Genomic DNA, 16,168 nt, shown 5'->3' on the forward strand with positions numbered 1-16,168 from the left:
TGGTCACCCGCTGGGCGGGCCGCCGACGCCCGGCCCGCCTCGCCGACGATCACCGTACGCGGGCGCGGCGCGCCGCGCGACGGAACCCGTCCGGGGTGGGCGGCGTGCGGCCCCGACCCGGCCGATCCGGCGCCGCGCGGCGGTGAGCCGGGCGATGATTGGGTGGCGCGGCGGGCGGGTAGACATACCGAACGCACCGATGGTCGCCGATTCGTGGGGCGGGGGCCGGTCACGGGAACCAGACGCATCGATCGGTCGTCATATTCATTTTCATACATGGACAACTTTGTTTGGGACGGTATGGTCATGCCGAATCAGCCGAACGACCGGTACCACCAGGATCCCGAGCGACTCTGGCGGCGCAGCGAAGCCACCGGGCGGTTCCCGGCCCAGTCGGCGTACCGGGGTCACCGCGCCGGGGCCGAGGCGCCGCCGTGGAGCAAGGTGGACAAGCAGCCCGCCGGCGCCGCCTCCCGCGGCGGCCCCAACACCCGCTGACCACTTCGCGCGCGGCCGGGTGGCTCCGCGACACACCCGGACGGTCCACCGGCGGCTTTCGCACACCTGTCGGGTAATTTCTTCTGGTCCGGCATCCCGGCCTACGACAGGAGAAGCTCCGCGCATGGGCAAGAAGACGATCCACGTCTCCGACTTCAGCGGCACGGTCATCCAGCCCGACGACGAGGTGGTCCGGGTCGTCGTCCTGGAGCACCCTGACCTGGTCGCGGGGCCCGTGCGGCTGGACGCCACCCCGGTCGAGGTGGAGGGCATCGACGACGCCGCGCTGGACGTCGCGGTGGTCGAGATCCACGCCCGGCACGGCGACTGCGAGCCGCGCCGGGTGGTGCTCACCGCGAGCGAGTTCGACGCGATGGCGACCGACGTGCCGATGGCGCAGCTGCTGAAGACCGCCGAGCGGGTGCGCCCGCCGAAGGCCCGCAAGGGCGCGGAGCGGGTCGACTACGGCACGATCGAGCACGCCGGCCGGCCGCACCGGGGCCGGGTCACCGAGGAGGAGGCCCGGCTGGTGCGCGAGCGGCTCGACGAGGTCAACAAGCGGCTCGCCGACGCCGGGATCCGCCAGGTCGATCCGACGGACCCCGAACACGCCGCCCGCTACGGCTTCCCCACCGCTTCCTGAACCGGGTCAATCCCGCAGCTGGACAGCCCGCAGGGCCGCCGCCACCCACTCCTCGACGGCGGCCTTGGTCACGCCGAGCCCGCTGAGGGCCCCGGCGCCGTTCTCGTGCTCCAGCAACGCGAGCAGGACGTGCTCGGTGCCGACGTAGTTGTGCCCGAGGCGCAGGGCCTCCCGGAAGGTCAGCTCCAGCGCCTTCTTGCCCTGGGCGTCGTACGGGATCAGGTCGGGCACCTCGGCGGTCGACGACGGCAGCGCGGCCGTCGCGGCCTCGCGCACCCGCTCCAGCGGCACCCCCTGGGCGACGATCGCCTTCGCGGCCAGCGCCTCCGGCTCGCTGAGCAGCCCCAGCACCAGGTGCTCGGGGCGGATCTCGGCGTGCCCGGTGGCCCGGGCCTCGTTCTGCGAGGCCATCACCACGTTGCGGGCGCGGGGGGTGAAGCGGTTGAAGCCCTGCTGCGGGTCGAGCGGCGGATCGTCGGCCTTCGGCACGAAGCGCTTCTGCGCAGCCTGCTTGCTGACGCCCATGCTGCGGCCGATCTCGGTCCAGGACGCACCGGAGCGGCGGGCCTGGTCGACGAAGTGACCGATCAGGTGGTCGGCGATCTCGCCGAGATGGTCGGCCGCGATGACCGCGTCGGTGAGCTGGTCGAGCGCGTCCGGCCGCGCCCTCTTGATCGCCCGGATCAGGTCGTCGAGGCGTACGGGGTTGTTGATCTGTGTTGGCTCCGTCATGCGTCAACCATAGGTTGACGATCGCCAACCGTCAACCACAAGTTGACGATGAGATCGGAGCCTCGCGGCCCCGGCGGATCACGAAGCGTGCCGGCCCGGCGCAACGGCCCCGTCGTCGACGGTCCCGTCGGACCGGTGACCTGGAGCGTGCTCGTCTGAGCGACACCCGTCACAGCCAGCCGTTGTCCCGGGCGGTGCGGAACGCCTCGGCCCGGTTGGCCACCCGGAGCTTGCTGACCGCCGCGGAAAGATGGTTGCGGACCGTGCCCGCCGACAGGTGGGTACGCCGGGCCACCTCCGCCACCGGCGTGTCGTACTCGGCGAGCCGCAGCACGTCCAGCTCGCGGGGCGTGAGCGGGCACTCCGGCGCGGTGAGCGCGTCGGCGGCCAGCGCCGGGTCGACGTACCGGCCGCCGGCGTGCACCCGGCGGATGACGTCGGCCAGCGTTCCACCGGGCGCGCCCTTGGGCAGGAAGCCCTTGGCCCCGGCGGCGAGGGCGCGTTGCAGGTGGGGCGGTCGGCCGTGCCCGGTCAGGATCACCACCTTGCAGGCGGGCAGGACACGAGCCAGCTCCGCGGTCACCTCCAGCCCGTCCAGGGCCGGCATCTGGAGATCCACCACGGCCACGTCCGGCCGGTGGGCGAGCGCGGCGGTCACCGCGGCCCGCCCGTCCGACGCCTCGGTCACGACCTCCAGGTCGGACTCCAGACCGAGCAGGGCGGCCAGCGCCGCCCGGATCAGGTCCTCGTCGTCGGCGAGCAGCACCCTGATCACGGGCGGGTCCGTACCGTCACGTCGAGGCGGAACACCCCGTCCTCGGTCCGGTGCCGCAGCGAGCCCCGGGCCTCGGCCATCCGCTCGGCCAGCCCGCGCAACCCGAAGCTGTGCCGGTCCGGCGACGCACCCTCGGCGCCGTCGTTCGTCATGGTCATCCGTACCTCGTCCTCGTCCTGGCTGATCTCGATGGTGCACCAGGTGGCCCGGCTGTGCCGCAGCACGTTGGTGCTGGCCTCCCGCAGCACCGCGACGAACTGCCGGGCGATCTCCGACGGTACGTCGTCCGGCGGCAGCGCGACCGCGCAGCGGATGCCGGAGGAACGCAGCACCTGCTCCACCGCGGCGATCTGGTCCCCGAGGTCCACCGCACGGTACCCGTGCACCACCTCGCGCAGCTCGACCAGCGCCGACGCGGCCAGTCGCTGCACCTCGGCCGCCTCCGAGCTGGCCCGCCCGGCGTCCGTCGCCGCCAGCCGGGACGCCAGCTCCGCCTTGAGCGCGATGACCGAGAGGCTGTGCCCGAGCAGGTCGTGCACGTCACGCGCGAAACGCAGCCGCTCCTCGGTCGCGGCGAGCCGCCCCTGGGCGGCCCGCCCCCGCTGCGCCTCGACGAGCAGCCCCCACAGCCAGAGCTGGAGGGCGTTCCAGGCGGCCATGGAGACGCCGGCGACCAGCACGATGGTGACCTGGTCACGCACCGGGGCGCCGTTGCGCAGCGCCACCCCGGCGGCCACCGCCACCGTCAGCAGCGCCGCCGGGGCGGCGGCCCACCAGCGCGACAGCATCGGTACCGAGCCGATCACCGACGCGCCGAGGAAGCCCCAGGTCGCCCACTCCGGCGCCCCCACCGGCCCTACCAGGGGTACGGAGACCACGGCAGCCGCGACGAACGCGACGAGCAGGCGGCGCCGCACGGCCGCCGCCAGCCACGGGGTGATCGCACCGTAGAGCGCGCCGGCCTGCGCGACGACGAACAGGGCGATGCCCACCGCCCCGGCCGCCGTCCACCCCCGATCGTCCTCCCGCGACAGCCCGGCGGCGGCCAGCAGCAGCGTCCCCAGGACGCCGCTGCCGACGGTGGTCAGGGTGACGACGCGGGCGCGGCGCAGGCCGAGATCCCGCTCGACCTGCGCCCGGTCCATGTTCACGTCCCCGTGGCCGGGTGACGCGACGGCTGTCCCGATCATCCGTGCCGGGGCTCCCACCGGAAGTACCGGCCCGCCATGAACAGCGACACCACCAGCCAGACCAGCAGCACCCCGAAGGACGGCAACGTCTCGACGAAGGTGCCGGCGAAGCTCAGGGCCTGGCCCTCGTCGGTACGGCCGAGCCAGCCGACGCGCATGGCCTCGGTGAACGGCCCGTTGGGCAGGAACCAGAGCACCCGCTCCAGCGACTCCGGCAACGCGCCGAGCGGCAGCAGCGCACCCGGCGTGGCCAGGAAGATCACCACGGTCGGCAGGGTGGTGAGCATGGCCGCCTCGGAGCTGCGCGTGATCGCGGAGAGCGCGGCCGAGAACGCCGCCATGATCGAGGAGCCGAACAGCAGCGCCACCACCATGACCAGCGGGTTCCTGGGCATCGGCAGGTCGAGGACCAGGACCGCGTAGACGGCCAGCGCGAGGAACTGGGCGAGGAAGATCGCGACGGTGCTGCTGGCCGTGCCGAACAGGATGGTGCGGTCCGAGGCGAGCCCGGCGCGCAGCCGCTTGAGCACCAGTTCCTGGCGGCGCGAGGCGTACACGGTGGTCAGGTGGTGGTGCACCAGGAAGACCATGATCAGAGTGGTGACGCTGACGACCCGACGCACGCCGGGCACCGTCTGGCCGCCGTACTCGCTGACCAGCAGCAGGGCGATCATCAGCGGGGTCACCACGGACATCGCGGTCGACGTCCAGCTGCGACGCAGCGCCAGCAGCTCCATCTTGAGCATCGCGGCCATCTGCCAGATGGGCCTGGTCGCGCGGTCGCCCGAGGCGGCGGCGGTGGTGGGGCTCGGCGTCGTCATCGTTCCGCTCATCGGGCGGCCTCCGCTTCCGCGTGCTGGTCGGTCGGGTCGTGGTCGGCGGCGATGTCCAGGAAGACATCCTCCAGGGTGGCCGGTCGGGCCGACAGGGAGGCCAGCCGGACGTTGCCCGCGTTGGCCCACTCCAGCAGCCGGGTCAGGTCGGTCTGGAGCTGGCGGGACTCGTACGTGACCCGGTCGCCCTCGACCAGGCGGGCGGCGTGCGGCAGGTCGGGCAGCGACTCCGTGGCCGGCAGCCGGAAGCTGATCCGGGCGGGCAGGGTGCGTACGACGTCCTCCGGCGCGCCGGTGGCGACGATGCTCCCACCCCGCATGATCGCCACCCGGTCGGCGAGGACCTCCGCCTCCTCCAGGTAGTGCGTGGTGAGCAGGACGGTGGTGCCGCCCTTCTGGAGCTCACGGACGACGTCCCAGGTGCGGCGGCGCGACGCCGGGTCCATGCCGGTGGTGGGCTCGTCGAGGAAGAGCACCTCCGGGCGGCCGAGCACGGCCAGCGCCAGCTCCAGCCGCCGGCCCTCGCCGCCGGAGAGCTGCTCGACGGCGACGTTCATCCGACCGCCGAGGTCGACCAGGTCCAGCACCTCCGCGGTGGTCTGCGGCCGGACGGTGAGCGACCGCCAGATCTCCACCGTCTCACGGACGGTGAGCGCGCCCGTGAACCCGCCGTGCTGGAGCATCACCCCCGTCCGGGGGCGCACCGAGTCGCGGTCCCGGACGGGATCCAGCCCGAGCACCCGGACCCGGCCGGCGGTGGCCGGTTGCAGGCCCTCCAGGACCTCGATGGTGGTGGTCTTCCCGGCACCGTTGGTGCCCAGCAGCGCGAACAGCTCGCCCCGGCGGATCCGCAGCGAGATGCCGCGCACCGCCTCGAACTCACCGTAGCTGCGGCGCAGCCCGTCCACTTCGATCACGACGTCATCCATGCTCATCAGGCTGCCGTCGGTGGCCGACAGTTCCAACCCCCGTCGCGTCATGTTCCCACCGTGTCGTACGCATGCCCGGCCCGTGTGTCCCCCATGTCCGGGGCAGGCGCACCGCCCGGCGTAGCCGGGCGCGCGAACGGGGAAGCGACGCCGGGCAGCCGGTGGGCCCGGTGCTCCCGGGGGGCGCTCAACCGGCCGGGTGAGCGACGAACGGCGCCACGTCCACCGGGAGTTGCGGCAGCACCCCGGCGAGCGCCTCGACCTTCGTCCACGTCATGGTCACCTGGTCGAGGTCCCCGTCCCCCAGCGGGACGCCCAGCTCGCCGAACGCCCGCGCCAGCCGCTCCCGCCGTACGGGGTCGACGCCGTCGGCGGGCGCCCCGGGCACGCAGACGGAAGCCAGGTCCGTCACGACGTCCAGCTTCGGCTCCCGCTCGTGCCAGCCCGTCCGCCGCTGGTAGACGTCGGCGACGGCGGCCAGCTCGAAGTCGCGGCCGGGCGCGGCGGCGAGTTGCAGCGACAGCGGCATCCCGTCGCCGTCGACGCCCATCGGCAGCGCCAGCGCGGGGAAGCCGACCGCGCTCCAGGCGCTGGGCAGGAAGGAGATCGTCTGGAGGCCGGCCTGGTCGTCGTAGCGGGGGGCGCCGGACGGCCAGGCGGGCGTGGCGACGACGTCGACGTCGCGCAACCGCGCCCGCAGGGCGTCGGCGCCCCACCCGCGCACCCGCTGGGCCCGCAGGTACGTCTCCGCCGGGAGCACGCCGCCGAGCGCGACGTTCCACCGGAAGGGTCGCCCGTAGTCGCCCCAGCGTGCCCGCAGCAGCGCCCCGTGCACCTCGAACGCCTCCACCAGCATCGTCACGAGCTGCGCGGCGAAGAGCGGGAACGCCTCGTCGAACGGCACGTCGACGACCTGTGCCCCGGCGGCCCGCAGTTCGTCGAGCGCGGCGTCGAAGGCGGCGGCGGTGTCCTCGGTCAGCGCGGCGGCGTGGCGCACCAGGTCGCCCGGGACGCCGACGCGTACGCCCGCGAGGTCGCCCAGCGGCGGCCGGGACAGCTCCGCGGGGCGGTCCGCCATCACGGCGAGCAGCCGCGCGCACTCCCGGGCCGTACGCGCCAGCGGGCCCGTGGTCTCGACCGAACGCGCCAGCGGGCGGACGCCGGCGGCCGGCAGGAGGCCCTGCGTCGGCTTCAGCCCGGTCACGCCGCACAGCGCGGCCGGGATCCGGATGCTGCCGTTGCTGTCGGTGCCGACGCCCGCGTCGAAGAACCCGGCGGGGATGCCGTTGGCGCTGCCACAGCTCGAACCGCCGGTGAACCGGTGGGGGTCCCACGGGTTGCGGGGCACCGGGAAGGGCGCCTCCGGGTCCGGCCGGGACAGCGCGTGCTCGCCCATCGTGGTCTTGCCGACGATGAGCGCGCCCGCCGCGCGCAGCCGCGCCACCACCGTCGCGTCGCGGTCGGCCCACCAGTCCGCGTCGTGCACGACGCTCTGGCAGGTGCTCGGCGCGCCGGCCACGGCGACGACGTCCTTGACGCCGATCAGCGTGCCGCGCAGCGGCCCGTCCGTGCCGGCGTCGACGGTCGGGAAGCGGTGCAGGAAGGTGCCGAGCATCGGCCCGAGCCGGTCGGCCCGCTCGGCTGCGGCGGCCACGTGGTCCATGTCAGCTCACCGTCTCGTGGCCCGGCAGGTCGGTCGCGACGACCCGCGGCGCGGGCCGGCCGCCGGTCAATTCCGATTCCGCGTCCGTTCCTGTGTGCCGGAAGAAGTCGCTGTGCGGAAAAAGGAACGACACGGCCGTGACATCGTCCCGGACCATGACGTCCGTCTTCGCGTCAACGTTCGACGAATAGCGGTCAACGTTCCGCTTCTGGGGCGCCACGAACACCTCCCTGCACGGGCCACAAGAAATGCGCGGCCCAGGACCACGACAACTCCGACGATGGCGGGCGCGGCCTTCACGGGGTAACCCCTACGGTCACCCCTCACCACCCCGGAATAAGGCACCTCGGACGCCGATCCTCGCGGCCACGGCCCCGGAGTTCCTGGCTGCCCGCTCCGCGGCACTGATAAATACTGTTGCATACCCGCGCCGATCTAAATGGGGAATCAATGAGCAACGCAATCGCGAACCTCGTGGCGACACCCACGGCCGGTGCGGTGACACCACAGGCGATCGACGTTTCGGCCGTGCACAAGAGATACGGCGACGTGCGGGCCGTCGACGGCATCGACCTGCGGATCGCACCCGGCGAGGTGGTGGCGCTGCTCGGGCCCAACGGCGCGGGCAAGTCCACGCTCGTCGACATGATCCTGGGGCTCACCCGCCCCGACCGCGGCGACATCCGCGTCTTCGGACACACCCCCCGCGAGGCCATCACCCGGGGCGTCATCGGGGCGACGCTCCAGGACGGCGCACTGCTCGACGACGTGTCGATCCGCGAGCTGCTCACGATGGTGGCGTCGCTGCACGCCGCCCCGCTGCCGATCGCCGAGGTGCTGCGCCGCACCGACCTCACCGACATCGCCGACCGCCGCAGCCGGCTCTCCGGCGGTCAGCGCCAGCGGCTGCGGCTGGCGATGACCCTCGTGTCCGACCCGAAGCTGCTGGTGCTGGACGAGCCGACGGTGGCGATGGACGTCGAGTCGCGCCGCGTGTTCTGGGCCGCCATGCGGGAGTTCACCGACTCCGGGCGCACCGTGGTGTTCGCCTCCCACTATCTGGAGGAGGCCGAGGAGTTCGCCGACCGGGTGGTGCTCGTGCGGGCCGGGAAGGTCATCGCCGACGGCACGGTCACCGAGATCCGTTCCGTGGTGGCGGGCCGCTCGCTGTCGGCCACCGTCCCGGACGCGACGGTGGAGCAGCTCCGCCTGCTGCCCGGCGTGCTCAGCGCCGAGGCCCGCGGCCAGCGCTTCGAACTCGTCTGCTCCGACTCCGACGCCGCCGCCCGGGAGCTGTTCGCACGCCATCCCCGGGCGTACGACGTCGAGATCGGCGCCCTCGGCCTGGAACAGGCGTTCCTGGCTCTCACCTCCACGAAGGGCGGAGCCGCCTGATGAGTACGGGCTTCCTCAAGATCGAAGTGAAGCGGGTGATCCGCGCCCGCAAGTTCTGGATCGTCGCGTTCCTGTTCCCGACGTTGCTCTACCTCATGCAGGCCAACCTGTTCCGCGGTGAGGTCGTCGAGCGCACCGGCATCAACTTCAGCGAGCACCTGCTGGGCGGTCTCGCCGCCTTCGGCGCGCTCTTCGTGGCGTTGAACGTCGGCACCCGGGTGGCGATCGAACGGTCGACGGGGTGGCAGCGCCAGTTGCGCATCACCCCGCTGTCGCCGACGTCGTACCTGACCGCGAAGCTGGCCGCGGCGATGGTGGTGGCGCTACCGGCGATCACGGCGGTGGCGCTCACCGGCGCGCTGTTGCAGGGCGTCCGGCTGCCGCTGGGCGGCTGGCTCCAGCTGGTGCTGGGGGTCTGGGTCGGCACGCTGCCGTTCGCGCTGCTGGGCGTCTTCATCGGCCAGGTCGCCACGGCCGAGAGCGTGCAGGTCCTCACCTCCGTCTCGCACATGCTGCTCGGGGTGCTCGGCGGCGCGCTGTTTCCGTCGGTCGCGTTCCCCGATTGGCTCCAGGCGGTGTCCGCCGTCATGCCGAGCCACTGGCTGGCCGAGGTCGGCCACAGCCCGTTCGAGGCCGACTCCCGCCTCGGGCTCGCGGCCCTGGTGCTCACAGGCTGGACCATCGTGCTCGGCGCCGCCGTGACCCTGCGGTACGTGCGTGACAGCGCCCGCGTCTGAGCCGGGAGCCGACGGGCCTCCCACACCCCGCACGACGACCGTACGCACCGCTACGACGAGGGATCGCATCGTGAAGAAGAACTCCTGGCAGATACTGCGCAAGGGCGGTCAGGGCGGCCTGACGCTCACCGTCGACTTCACCAGCACCGGCCGCACCCAGGCGTGTTTCCGCGACCTGGTCCCCCTGTTGAGCGCACCCGGCGAGATCTGGGAGACCGTGGCACCCGCCTCCGGCGCCGAGGACACCATGTCCGGCACCGACTACGTCGAGCGGTGGGCGAAGGGTGTACGCCGGCGGGAGCGCACCGTCGACACCGTGATCGGCTACTGCGTGGGCGCGGTCTTCGCCGCCGCCCTCGCGTCCCGGCTGGCCGAGACGCAGGACGAGGCACCCCGACTGGTCCTGCTGGATCCCGAACTGCCGAACATCGTCGGGCTCTACCGGGACTTCCACGCCGCCGCGGACGCGCTGCGCACCATCCTCTCCCCGGCGGAGATCGCCGCGTTCCACGCCGACGGCCAGGCGGTGCAGGAGAGGTACGGGCTGGACGACCTGACCCTCATCGGTCCCGCGCTCGCCGGGATCTTCCGCGACGCCATCGACGTGGCCGGCCGCAGGCTCGGGCTGGACGACGACGTCCGGGCCGAACTGGGCGGCAGTTTCGCCTCGTTCGTCGGGTACCTGCGGGCGGCGACCGAGATCGACCCCACCCCGTGGTGGGAGACGGCGACCGCGATCACCTCCACCCACTCCACGCAGCGGGGACAGCTCTTCGGGCGCACCATCGCGCTCGACGTCGACCACGACCAGATGCTGCGCCACCCCGACGTGGCCGGGACCGTCTCCGGCCTGATGACCGGCGCCGACGCCGGTCTGCGGATGGCGGGGTAGCGCGGTGGCACCGGGCCCGGCGGGCGGCGAGCCCGCGCTCTTCACCGACCTGTTCGCGCGGCAGGTGCGGCGCACCCCGGACGCCACCGCAGTCGTGTGGGGCGAGCACCGCAGGACGTACGCCCAACTGGACGCCGAGGCGAACCGGCTCGCGCACCGGCTGGTGTCGCTCGGCGCGGGCCCGGACCGGCTCGTCGCGATCGGCATCCGCTCCGCGCACCTGGTGGTGGCCGCGCTGGCCACCCTCAAGGCCGGGGCGGCCTACCTGCCGCTGGACCTGAGCTACCCGCCGCAGCGGCTGGAGCACATGCTCACCGACGCGCGGCCCATGCTGCTGCTGACCACCGGCGACGACCAGCACGCGCTGCCGGCGTCCGACCTGCCACGGGTCCTCCTCGACGACCCGGACGCGTACGCCGGCCAGCCGGACACCGACGTCACCGACGCCGACCGGCTCACCCCGCTGCGGCCCGCCAACACCGCGTACGTCATCTACACCTCCGGCTCCACCGGCAGCCCCAAGGGCGTGGTGATCGAGCACCGTCAGCTCGGCACGTACCTGCGCCACGTCGTGGCGGCCTACCCGGGCGTACGCGGGCGGGCGCTGCTGCACTCCTCGTTCGCGTTCGACCTGACGGTCACCGCGTTCTACGCGCCGCTCATGACGGGCGGCTGTGTGCACGTCGGCGCCCTGGAGGAGATGGGCACGCCCGCCGCCGGGCCCTCCGGGCAGCAGCGGCCCACGTTCGTCAAGGTGACGCCCTCGCACCTCCCGCTGCTCACCGCGCTGCCCGCCGAGGCGTCCCCGACCGGGGAGCTGATGGCCGGCGGCGAGCTGCTGCTCGGCGAGACCGTCGACGCCTGGCGCCGCCGGCACCCCGGCGCAAGGGTCGTCAACGAGTACGGTCCGACGGAGACGACCGTCGGGTGCAGCACCGTGGTCATCGAGCCCGACCAGCCGGTCCCGCCGGGGCCGCTGCCCATCGGCCAGCCCATGCCCGACGTGCGCTTCCACGTGCTGGACGAGGAGCTGCGCCCGGTCGCGCCCGGCGAGATCGGCGAGCTGCACATCGCGGGGGCCCAGCTGGCCCGGGGCTACCTGGGCAGGCCGGCGCTGACCGCCGAGCGTTTCCTGCCGGACCCGTTCGGCCCGCCCGGCTCCCGCATGTACCGCTCCGGCGACCGGATCCGGCCCACCGAGGACGGCGAGTACGAGTTCTGCGGGCGGGTCGACAACCAGGCGAAGATCCGCGGCTACCGCATCGAGCTCGGGGAGATCGAGGCGGCGCTGCTGCGCCGTCCGGAGCTTCGGCACGCGGCGGCGGTGATCCGTACGGAGACCCCGGAGGTCAAGCAGCTCGTCGCGTACGTCGTGCCCGAGGGGGACGCGAGGGTCGACCCCCAGCAGCTGCGCAAGGACCTCGCCGAGATTCTGCCGGACTACATGGTGCCGAGCGCCGTGGTGAGCCTCCCGGCGCTGCCGCTGACCGTGAACCGCAAGCTCGACACGGCGGCCCTGCCGGCGCCGGAGGCCACCGCCGCCCCGGGCGGGCGGGCGCCGGCCGACGAGTTGCAGGCGCTGCTGTGCGAACTCTTCGCCACCTACACGGCCGTCTCCTCGATCGGCGTCGACGACGACTTCTTCGTCCGGGGCGGCACCAGCCTCGGCGCCGCCCAACTGGTCAACGAGGCACGCCGACGCGGACTCACCCTGTCGCTGCGCGACGTGCTGGAAAACCGGACCGTGGCGCGACTCGCCGAGGTCTGCGCCGACACCGACCGAGGGGACGACTGAGCATGAGCAACGCGGCCAGCAGGAAGGAAGCAGCCATGTGGCTGCTCGAGCGGCTGGTGCCGGACACCGGGGTCAACAACGTGGCGGTCGCCTTCGAGGTGGCCGGCCGGATCGACCGCGAGCTGTTCACCGCGGCGCTGCGGGCGGTCCTGGCCCGCCACGAGGTGTTGCGCACCGTGTTCCGCTCCGACGACGCGACGCTGACCCGGGAGGTGCTCGGCCCCGACCAGGTCGACGTGCCCGTGCGGGACGTCCCGGCCGGCGACGCCGGACGGGACGCCGACCTGACCGCGTTCGCCGCCGAGCCCTTCCCGATCGACGGCCGTCCCCTCGTGCGGGCGGGCATCCGCGCGGGGGCGGACGGCGACGTGTGCTGCGTCGTCGTGCACCACCTCAACTTCGACGCCATGTCGACCACGATCCTGCTCCGGGAGCTGCTCGCCGCCTACGAGACCCTCGCGGCGGGACGCCGGCCCGACGACGCCCCGGTGGCCGCGCTCGCGGAGCGCGCGCCGAACGAGCGCAGCGTCGCGTACTGGCGGAAGAACCTCGACGGGCTGCGGGCCGCCGAGGCGGGTCTGTGGTGTTCCCGCCCGCCCGTCGGGGCGCCGTCCCTGCGCGCCCGGACCGTCCACCACGAACTCTCCGCGCCGGCCCGCGCCGTGGTACGCCGCTTCCAGCGCGAACTGCGCGCCTCGGAGGCGGTGGTGCTGCTCGCGGCGTACTCGGTGCTGCTCGCCCAGCACGGCGCGGGTGCCGACGTGGTCATCGGCACCCCGGTCAACGTGCGGGACCAGCGCAGCATGAACGCCATCGGCTACCACGCGAACCTGGTGCCGCTGCGGGTCCGGCTCGACGCCGGCGCCGACTTCCGCGCCGTCGTGAAGCAGACGCGCAGCACCTTCCTGGAGGCGATCAGCCACGCCGACGTACCGCTGGAACACGTGTCCCCCGCCGTGCTCGGCGACGCGCCGTCGTCGTGGCGCAGCTCGTTCTTCCGGCACCTGTTCAACTACGTGCCCGGCACCGCGGACACCTCGGCCGCGCTGACCGGGACCCCGGTGCGCCACGTCATGGTGGAGAACGGCTACAGCCGCTTCGACCTGGAATTCTTCATCATGCCGGGCGAGGACTCGACCACCATTCGCGCGGCGTTCTGCGTCGACGCCTTCGACGCGGCGGACGTCGTGCTGCTGCTGCAACGCTACGACGCGCTGCTCGTGCAGCTGGGCGAGGAGGTGGACCGGCCGGTGGCCGAGCTGTCCCGCCGGGGCCCGAACGACCTCGCCCTGCCGGCGTCGCCGTCGGCGCCGGCCGCCACCGCGTCCGTGCTCGATGCGGTGCACGCGACGGTGGCCGCGAGCCCGGATCTCGTCGCCGTGCAGGACGGCGCGCACGCCGTGTCGTACGGCCGGCTGTGGTCGGCGGCGCTCGCCACCCGGGACCTGGTCGCGGCCTCCGGCGGCGGCACGGTCGCCGTGCTGGCGCCGCGCGGCGCGCAGTTGGCCGCCGCGTGGCTCGGCGTGTGGCTGGCGGGCGCGCGCTGCGTCCTGCTCGACCCGACCCAGCCGGTCCCCGACCTGGCCGCCCGGCTGGCCGACTCGGGTGCCGCCCCGGTGCTGGCGGGCGACGGCCTCCCCGTGCCCGGCGCGGTGCCCATCCCCGCCGTCGTGGACGGCACCGACGCGATCCGTACCGACGCGCCCGCCGGCGGTGACCTCGACGCGGTGGCCTACCTGGAGTACCACCTCGACACGCCCGCGCCGCTCGCGGTGACGATCACCCACCGGGCCCTGGCCGGTGCGGTCGCGCGGCTCGTCGACCGGCTCGCCGCCTCGCCGGCCGTCACGGTGTGGCTGAGCAGCGCCGCCACGGACGCGGCACTGACGGAGCTGCTGGTCGCGCTGACCACCGGCGGCCGGGTCGTCGTCGCGCCCGACGGGGCGCGTACCGACGGCCACGCGCTCGGCGAGCTGGTGCAGCGGCACGCCGTGGACGCGGTGCAGGCGCCGCCGACGGTGTGGCGCCAGGTGGTCGAGCACGCGGGCGACCGGCTCGCGGGCCGCGCCCTCCTGGTGGCGCACGAACCGCTCCCCCGCCCGCTGGCCGCGCAGCTGCGCGCCACCGGCGGCACGCCGCACCACGGCTACACCACGCCCGGCGTCGCCGGCTACGCCGCGCTCGACGGCGGCCGGGACGAGCCCGGCGTCCGCCCGGCGACCGCGGTGTTCGTCACCGAGCCCGGCACCGGGCACGAGCTGGGCATCGGCGTACGCGGTGAGCTGTGCGTCGCGGGCGACAGCCTGGCCTCCGGCTACCACGGCCGGCCGGAGCTGACCGCCGCGCGCTTCGGCGAGCACCCGACGTACGGGCGGTTCCACCGCACCGGAGACCTCGCGCGCCTGCTGCCCGACGGCCGGATCGACGTGGTCGGCCCGCTGTCGGCCCAGGTACGGGTCGGCGGTCAGCTGATCCACCTCGCCGACATCGAGTCCGTCCTCGCCGCCCACCCGGACGTGGAGGCGGTCGCCGCCGTCGGCTCCGCCGGCGACACGCAGGACGTCACGGTCGTCGCCTTCGTCGAGTCCCGCAAGCCCGACGCCGCGGAGCGGCTGCGCGAGCACGCCCGCGCCGCGCTGCCGCTCACGCCCGAGCTGGTCGTGCTGAACCAGCTTCCGGTCACCGTGGCCGGCACCGTGGACCGCGTGGCCCTGGTGGCGCTCGCCGCCGCGAGGGCGTCCGCCGACGCCGACCCGCCGGACGAGACGACCGTCGCCCTCGTCGGGATCTTCACCGAGATGCTCGACCGGCCGGGCCTGCACGCGGACTCGAACTTCTTCGCCAGCGGTGGCCACTCGCTGCTGGGCGCCCAGCTCGTGCAGCGGGTGCGGACCGACCTGTCGATGCCGGTCCAGCTCGCCGACCTGTTCTCCAACCCGACGCCCCGGCAGCTCGCGGAGCACCTGCAGAACGCGTTCTGGGACGACGACGAGGACGACGACTGACCGATCGCTCAACCCCCACACCGTCTCGAACCTCAGCAGAGGAGGCTCGGCGTGACCGTCGACGTCCAGCCCACCCGCGGCACCGACCGCATGATCACACTGACCAGAGAGGAGAACATCGAGGTCGACACGATCGCCCGCTACCTGGCGGGCCGGCCGCCGCGCCTGGTCGACGCGACCGCCTGGCTCGCGTCGGCCCGCGAACTCTCCAGCAACCTGCCCGTACGACTGCGCCAGATGGTGCGGCGCTTCGCCTGGAATCCCGGGCTCGACGCCGTGCTGCTCGTACGGAACCTGCCCGTGGACATCGACGAGTTGCCCGCGACGCCCACCGTGCCCGGCTCGGTGCAGCGGGAGTCCACGGTGCCCGCCGCCGCCCAGGTGCTGCTCGGGCTGCAACTCGGCGAACTCATCGCCTTCAAGGAGGAGAAGAGCGGCGCGCTCGTACAGGACGTCGTGCCGGTGCCGGGCATGGAGAAGTTCCAGGGCAACGCGGGCTCGGTGACGCTGTCCATGCACGTGGAGAACGCCTTCCACCTGCACCGCCCGGACTACGTCGGCCTGCACTGCCTGCGCAACGACCACGACAACGTCGCCGGGTTGCAGGTGACGTCCATCCGCAACGCGCTGCCCCTGCTCTCCGCGCAGGTCCGGCAGGTGCTGCACGAGCCGCGGTTCGTCACCGAGCCGCCGGCGTCGTTCGGCGAACTGCGCAGCGCGCCGGAGCCGCACGGCATCCTCGTCGGCAGCCTCGACGACCCGGACGTGCGGGTCGACTTCGAGAGCTCGTTCCCCCTCGACCCCGAGGCCACGCAGGCCCTGTCGATGCTCGGCGAGGCGCTGCGCACCGTCCGTCGCACCTTCATCCTGGAGCCCGGCGACCTGGCATTCGTCGACAACCGCCTGGCCCTGCACGGCCGCACCGAGTTCACCCCCCGCTACGACGGCCGGGACCGCTGGCTCCAGCGGATCTTCGTGCACCGCGACTTCCGGCGCTCGCGCGCCATGCGGCCGGCCGACGGGAACGTGCTCAGCAGCACCAACTGATCGGCCGGGCCCTGGGACGAGGGGCGGACAGCCG

15 protein-coding genes are annotated in these 16,168 nt (G+C 73.6%); 8 read left to right on the forward strand and 7 right to left on the reverse strand.

What is annotated here, in order from left to right:
• The first annotated feature begins 306 nt into the window (after positions 1-306).
• Positions 307-498: a DNA repair protein gene (locus KBX06_RS16415; protein WP_210835712.1), complete on the forward strand. Its 192-nt coding sequence runs from the start codon at positions 307-309 to the stop codon at positions 496-498.
• Between the two features lie 124 nt (positions 499-622).
• Positions 623-1,141, forward strand: a complete 519-nt coding sequence (locus KBX06_RS16420) for a hypothetical protein (protein WP_210835713.1) — start codon at positions 623-625, stop codon at positions 1,139-1,141.
• Between the two features lie 6 nt (positions 1,142-1,147).
• Here KBX06_RS16420 and KBX06_RS16425 read toward each other — a convergent pair whose 3' ends face one another.
• The 7 genes from KBX06_RS16425 to KBX06_RS16455 all read right to left on the reverse strand — a co-directional run bounded on the left by KBX06_RS16425 (position 1,148) and on the right by KBX06_RS16455 (position 7,483).
• Positions 1,148-1,873 (reverse strand): Clp protease N-terminal domain-containing protein, encoded by a 726-nt coding sequence (locus KBX06_RS16425; protein ID WP_210835714.1) that lies wholly within the window; start codon positions 1,871-1,873, stop codon positions 1,148-1,150.
• 169 nt (positions 1,874-2,042) lie between these two features.
• On the reverse strand, positions 2,043-2,648 hold the full coding sequence (locus tag KBX06_RS16430; protein ID WP_101414466.1) for a response regulator transcription factor: 606 nt from the start codon (positions 2,646-2,648) through the stop codon (positions 2,043-2,045).
• On the reverse strand, positions 2,645-3,838 hold the full coding sequence (locus KBX06_RS16435) for a sensor histidine kinase (protein ID WP_247686069.1): 1,194 nt from the start codon (positions 3,836-3,838) through the stop codon (positions 2,645-2,647). The genes KBX06_RS16430 and KBX06_RS16435 overlap by 4 nt, the downstream gene beginning before the upstream one ends.
• Positions 3,835-4,671, reverse strand: a complete 837-nt coding sequence (locus KBX06_RS16440) for an ABC transporter permease (RefSeq protein WP_210835715.1) — start codon at positions 4,669-4,671, stop codon at positions 3,835-3,837. The genes KBX06_RS16435 and KBX06_RS16440 overlap by 4 nt, the downstream gene beginning before the upstream one ends.
• Entirely contained in the window at positions 4,668-5,651 is a 984-nt protein-coding gene (locus tag KBX06_RS16445) for an ABC transporter ATP-binding protein (protein ID WP_247686070.1), read from the reverse strand. The genes KBX06_RS16440 and KBX06_RS16445 overlap by 4 nt, the downstream gene beginning before the upstream one ends.
• A gap of 136 nt (positions 5,652-5,787) precedes the next feature.
• Positions 5,788-7,263, reverse strand: a complete 1,476-nt coding sequence (locus tag KBX06_RS16450) for an amidase (protein ID WP_210835717.1) — start codon at positions 7,261-7,263, stop codon at positions 5,788-5,790.
• A gap of 1 nt (position 7,264) precedes the next feature.
• Positions 7,265-7,483: a hypothetical protein gene (locus tag KBX06_RS16455; protein WP_210835719.1), complete on the reverse strand. Its 219-nt coding sequence runs from the start codon at positions 7,481-7,483 to the stop codon at positions 7,265-7,267.
• 230 nt (positions 7,484-7,713) lie between these two features.
• Between KBX06_RS16455 and KBX06_RS16460 the strand changes: the two genes are divergently transcribed.
• The 6 genes from KBX06_RS16460 (at position 7,714) to KBX06_RS16485 (ending at position 16,134) form a co-directional block, all read left to right on the forward strand.
• Complete coding sequence (locus tag KBX06_RS16460) at positions 7,714-8,658, forward strand: ABC transporter ATP-binding protein (RefSeq protein WP_210835721.1); 945 nt, start codon at positions 7,714-7,716, stop codon at positions 8,656-8,658.
• Positions 8,658-9,395 carry an ABC transporter permease gene (locus tag KBX06_RS16465; protein WP_210835723.1) on the forward strand — a complete coding sequence of 246 codons (738 nt, stop codon included), beginning with the start codon at positions 8,658-8,660 and terminating at the stop codon, positions 9,393-9,395. Before KBX06_RS16460 ends, KBX06_RS16465 begins: the two co-directional genes overlap by 1 nt.
• 70 nt (positions 9,396-9,465) lie before the next feature.
• Entirely contained in the window at positions 9,466-10,287 is an 822-nt protein-coding gene (locus tag KBX06_RS16470) for a hypothetical protein (RefSeq protein WP_210835725.1), read from the forward strand.
• A gap of 4 nt (positions 10,288-10,291) precedes the next feature.
• A complete protein-coding gene (locus KBX06_RS16475) occupies positions 10,292-12,082 on the forward strand; it encodes a non-ribosomal peptide synthetase (protein ID WP_210835729.1) in 1,791 nt (596 codons plus the stop codon).
• Positions 12,083-12,117: 35 nt separating this feature from the next.
• Positions 12,118-15,087: a condensation domain-containing protein gene (locus tag KBX06_RS16480; RefSeq protein ID WP_210835731.1), complete on the forward strand. Its 2,970-nt coding sequence runs from the start codon at positions 12,118-12,120 to the stop codon at positions 15,085-15,087.
• Positions 15,088-15,138: 51 nt separating this feature from the next.
• The gene (locus tag KBX06_RS16485) at positions 15,139-16,134 is read left to right on the forward strand and encodes a TauD/TfdA family dioxygenase (RefSeq protein ID WP_307854653.1); all 996 of its coding nucleotides are present in this window, start codon (positions 15,139-15,141) and stop codon (positions 16,132-16,134) included.
• The last annotated feature ends 34 nt before the right edge of the window (positions 16,135-16,168 follow it).

Source organism: Micromonospora sp. C31, from assembly GCF_018070575.1.
GTDB lineage: Bacteria > Actinomycetota > Actinomycetes > Mycobacteriales > Micromonosporaceae > Micromonospora.

Excerpts from the sequence above, each read along its gene's own strand:
- KBX06_RS16415 (WP_210835712.1), top strand. The coding sequence starts at position 307 with ATGCCGAATCAGCCGAACGACCGGTACCACCAGGATCCCGAGCGACTC.
- KBX06_RS16420 (WP_210835713.1), top strand. The coding sequence starts at position 623 with ATGGGCAAGAAGACGATCCACGTCTCCGACTTCAGCGGCACGGTCATC.
- KBX06_RS16425 (WP_210835714.1), bottom strand. The coding sequence starts at position 1,873 with ATGACGGAGCCAACACAGATCAACAACCCCGTACGCCTCGACGACCTG.
- KBX06_RS16435 (WP_247686069.1), bottom strand. The coding sequence starts at position 3,838 with ATGATCGGGACAGCCGTCGCGTCACCCGGCCACGGGGACGTGAACATG.
- KBX06_RS16440 (WP_210835715.1), bottom strand. The coding sequence starts at position 4,671 with ATGAGCGGAACGATGACGACGCCGAGCCCCACCACCGCCGCCGCCTCG.
- KBX06_RS16445 (WP_247686070.1), bottom strand. The coding sequence starts at position 5,651 with ATGACGCGACGGGGGTTGGAACTGTCGGCCACCGACGGCAGCCTGATG.
- KBX06_RS16450 (WP_210835717.1), bottom strand. The coding sequence starts at position 7,263 with ATGGACCACGTGGCCGCCGCAGCCGAGCGGGCCGACCGGCTCGGGCCG.
- KBX06_RS16460 (WP_210835721.1), top strand. The coding sequence starts at position 7,714 with ATGAGCAACGCAATCGCGAACCTCGTGGCGACACCCACGGCCGGTGCG.
- KBX06_RS16465 (WP_210835723.1), top strand. The coding sequence starts at position 8,658 with ATGAGTACGGGCTTCCTCAAGATCGAAGTGAAGCGGGTGATCCGCGCC.
- KBX06_RS16480 (WP_210835731.1), top strand. The coding sequence starts at position 12,118 with ATGTGGCTGCTCGAGCGGCTGGTGCCGGACACCGGGGTCAACAACGTG.